The organism is Pseudomonas sp. F220 (genome assembly GCF_057813935.1).
Genome location: NZ_JBVASJ010000130.1, coordinates 1 through 596, shown reverse-complemented (window position 1 = coordinate 596; position 596 = coordinate 1). Strand labels below are relative to the sequence as shown.

1 protein-coding gene is annotated in these 596 nt (G+C 64.9%); it reads left to right on the top strand.

Annotated elements, in window-relative coordinates:
- A partial coding sequence (locus ACZYSM_RS29310) for an Ig-like domain-containing protein (protein ID WP_489077180.1) occupies positions 1-596 on the top strand: 596 nt, incomplete at both ends.

Here is a 596-nt window from a genome sequence, read left to right as displayed (position 1 = left end):
TCCACGGTGGACGTAACGATCACCGGCACCAATGACGCTCCGGTAGCGGTGGCCGATGTAGCCGCTGGCACAGAGAACCAGACCCTGACCCTCGATGTGCTGGCCAATGACACCGATGTCGATGACGGCCACCTGTTCACGCTGAACTCGGCGAGTGCGCCGGCGAGCAAGGGCACGGCCAGCGTGGTCGGTAACCAGCTGGTGTTCAACCCGGGGACCGACTTCGATCATCTGGCGCAGGGTGCGGTCGAGCACGTGACGCTCAGCTACACGATGCAGGACGAACACGGAGCACTCTCGAGTTCCACGGTGGACGTAACGATCACCGGCACCAACGACGCGCCGGTGGCGGTGGCCGATGTGGCCGCCGGCACCGAGAACCAGACCCTGACCATCGACGTGCTGGCCAACGACACCGATGCTGACGACGGCCACCTGTTCACGCTGAACTCGGCGAGTGCGCCGGCGAACAAGGGCACGGCCAGCGTGGTCGGCAACCAGCTGGTATTCAACCCGGGGGCCGACTTCGATCATCTGGCGCAAGGCGCGGTCGAGCACGTGACGCTCAGCTACACGATGCAGGACGAACACGGAGC